The sequence below is a fragment of the Mesorhizobium sp. M1322 genome, assembly GCF_040318085.1.
In the GTDB taxonomy this organism is placed as follows: Bacteria; Pseudomonadota; Alphaproteobacteria; order Rhizobiales; family Rhizobiaceae; genus Mesorhizobium.
The window spans coordinates 1-3,364 of record NZ_JAMYLP010000181.1; the positions used below are offsets into that span (position 1 = coordinate 1).

2 protein-coding genes are annotated in these 3,364 nt (G+C 67.3%); both read right to left on the reverse strand.

Going from position 1 to position 3,364, the window contains the following annotated elements:
• Nucleotides 1–113: 113 nt before the first annotated feature.
• A complete protein-coding gene (locus tag NKH12_RS30115; RefSeq protein ID WP_352956439.1) occupies nucleotides 114–2,141 on the reverse strand; it encodes a hydantoinase/oxoprolinase N-terminal domain-containing protein in 2,028 nt (675 codons plus the stop codon).
• 350 nt (nucleotides 2,142–2,491) lie between these two features.
• Nucleotides 2,492–3,208, reverse strand: coding sequence for a hypothetical protein (locus NKH12_RS30120; protein WP_352956440.1), 717 nt, complete (start codon nucleotides 3,206–3,208; stop codon nucleotides 2,492–2,494).
• Nucleotides 3,209–3,364: the final 156 nt, after the last annotated feature.

Consider the following 3,364-nt stretch of genomic DNA (forward strand, 5'->3'; position numbering starts at 1 on the left):
GGCTCAGTTGACCAAGCACACGATCGACCATCCGAATCATCTCCCTATCTTCCTTGCGAACGGAATCACCAATCCGATTCTGTGCAAAGGCCTCCAAGGGGGAGATCAGCTAGTTACACCGCAATCCTTGGCCGCCCCGACGCCACCGCAACCACATGCGCCTCGATGAACATGCGCTGGGCTTCGACGGTGGAGACGCGGAACTCAGTGGCGACCTCGATCTCGGCGCTGTCGGTGCCGGCTTCCCTGGCCCGCCCGGCGGCAAGCGCGCGCACATCGGCCTCGGCCGCCGCGATCGCTGCCGCCTCGTCGAGAAAATCGCGCACTGTCTCCCCGGACGAAACGCGGAACAGGCCCTCGCTGGGCTGGCTGACGCGGGCCTCGGCCGAGACGCGGACCTGGCCGACGACGGCGCCGAGCGCATTGGCGACATCGGTATCCTCCGGCACGACGCAGTCATTGCCGACCAGTTCGGCGAGGCCGGCATAGTGCAGCGGCGCCGAGGCGCCGAGGCCGATGACCGGACGGTCGAGGGCGACGCTGAGCCGGGCGATGCCCGGATGGGAATCGACGGCGCGCTGTACCAGCGCGTGCGCCACGGTCGCGGCGCCGTCCAGCCCGTCCTCGGCAAAGGCGGTTTCGAGGATGTATTCCGCCGACCAGCGCGTCAGCGTCAGCAGCACCCGCTCCGAGATCGCCTCCGGCGTCGCAGCGATGAACTGGCCGCGGCCGTCCCGCTTGCGGGTGAACAGTTCGGCGCCGAACCTTGCCGTTGCCGCATCCCAATTGGCCTGCTTGCCCAGCACATGGGCGGCATCCGAGGGAGTGAACCCCGAGATATGCACTAGGCCGCGCGACACCAGCCGGTTCAAGGTGGCGTTCTGGGCGTTCGAGGTGAGCAGCCTGTCGAGGGCGAGCGGCACGCTGCCAATCGCCTCGTAGAGCCTGGCTTCCGCAGCGGTCAGGCCGGCCGCCAGCCGCTCCGGCACGCCGGTCCTGATCGCCAGGCGGCCATCCATGCGGCCGGGATTAGGCGCCCGCAGCTGGCGTTCCAGTTCGACAGTCACGGCCTCGCCATGCACCATGCCGGCCAGCGCCAGCGGCACCAGGCGGCGCGGCCCGAGCAGGATCTTTGGGCTGAGCGCGCCGTCTTCCAGCGCCACTTCGGAATCGCCGCCGAGCCCAAAGGTGCGCATGGCCACCGCCTCGACCATGGTGCGGAAGCCGCCGACGGTGGCGCCTTCCGGATCGAGCCTGGGACGGCCCCCGTCGAGCACGGCGACGTCGGTGGTGGTGCCGCCGATGTCGGAGACGACAGCGTTGTCGAGGCCGGTCATATGGCGGGCGCCAACCAGGCTGGCGGCCGGGCCTGAAAGAATCGTCTCGATCGGCCGCTGGCGGGCGAAGGCGGCCGAGACCAGGGCGCCGTCGCCGCGCACCACCATCAGCGGTGCGGCGATGCCGCGCGCGGCGAGAAAACCTTCTGTTGCCGCGACCAGCCGGTCGATCATCGAGAGCAGCCGGGCGTTAAGCCGCGGCGTCAGCGCCCGGCGCGGGCCGCCGAGCTTGGCCGAAAGCTCGTGGCTGGCGGTGACCGGCAGGCCGGTCTTTTCGCGGATCAGGTCGCGGGCGGCGAGCTCGTGCGTCGGGTTGCGGGTGGCGAAATAGGCGCAGACGGCAAAGCCCGACACCGAGGCGCCGAGTTCCGGCAGCGCCGCCTCCAGCCCCGACAAATCGAGCTTGGCCGCATTGCCGTGGCCCTCGTGGCCGCCGGGGCAGAACACGACAGGGTCGGTGCCGAGTGCGGCCTTCAGCCCGTCGCGGGCAAGGTCGCCTTCGGAAAAGCCGATCATCACCAGCGCCACGCGCCCGCCCTGCCCCTCGACCAGCGCGTTGGTGGCGAGCGTCGTCGACATCGACACCAGTTTGATCGCGGCCGGGTCGGTGGCGGATTTTTGCAGCACGGCATCGACCGCGCCGGATATGCCGACCGCGAGGTCGTGGCGCGTGGTCAGCGCCTTGGCCTTGGCGTGCACTTTGCCGCTTGGCCCGCCGGCTTCCGACCACAGCACGGCGTCGGTGTAGGTGCCGCCGGTGTCGATGCCGAGGAACAGGGGCGAGGATTTGGGCTTGGCGGTCATACTCTGGCGGTCCGGCGAATTTCGTCCCCGCCCCTTAGCCGATACGGAACGGCGGATAAAGCCGCGAGCGCTGGGCCAAGCGCCTAATCTCCCCCCTTGAGGGGGAGATGTCGCCGAAGGCGACAGAGGGGGTCGCTTCGCGTCGAGCGCCAAGCTCTTATAGGGCGAAAGAAGAAGTCGGCGCTTGATGCGCAGCTACCCCTCTGGCCTGCCGGCCCTCTCCCCCTCGAGGGGGAGATCGCAGCATCAACTACCCCACAAACCCCACGCGCTTGTGCGAATTGTCGAAAAACGGCTTGTTGGCCGAATGGCCGCAGCGGCGGAAGATTGAGCCGGAAAGGGCCGGGAGGCTACGCCCGGCTGCCCGGCGAGCCTTCGAGCGGCCTCTCGACGGAAGCGGTGGGCCGTTCGCGGCAGAAATACAAAATCGCCAGCATCACCGCGACAAGCAGGATGGCGTAGTAGATCGACACGCGGGCATAGACCTCCGCGTTTTCCACCGGGAACGAGCGGCCCTCGATGGCGGCGCGCGCCACCATCGAGGCAATCAGCGCGTCGCGGGAGAAGATGACGTTTATCGCGGTCAATGGCAGGACCGAGGCGAACAACAGGGCATTGCAGAGCTTCGCCTTGGGCTCGAATCGCAGCAGCATCACGCCACACCAACTGTAGAGGGCGCTGTAGAGCGCAGCGGCCGCGGTCTTCAGTGGCGTGTCCTCTACCATGAACAGGAACGGCGTGCCGTCGTCGCCCTCGGTGAGGCGCAGCAGATACCAGATCCCGGACAGGACACCGAGGGTGCCAAGCAACAGATTGGCCCATTGACGCTGGCCGGCCGGCTGCTCCGTCTGCGCATAGGACAGCAGCCATTCGCCCACCGAGACGTTTGCCACCCGTACAAGGCTAAGCAGGATCAGCGAAAGGACTTGCTGGGCCGCCCATGACGCCGGCTGGCCAAGAACGGTCTCGGCAACGCCGGGAAACAGCCGGTCGGCCAGGACGACGGCCGCGTTCACCCAGACGTAATCGATACAGAGGCTGAGAAACAGCAAGACATATTTGCGCAATTTGAAATCCCCCAAGACCGCCGAACCGCCGTTCCGGCACATGCACGCACCGGTAGCAAAGATCTAAGTGTCTGAATCAAAACGACTGGTGCAATTTCAAGGTCTTGCGAGGCGACGCGTGAGCAGGCGGATGTGGGCGATGAAGACCCAGGCTTC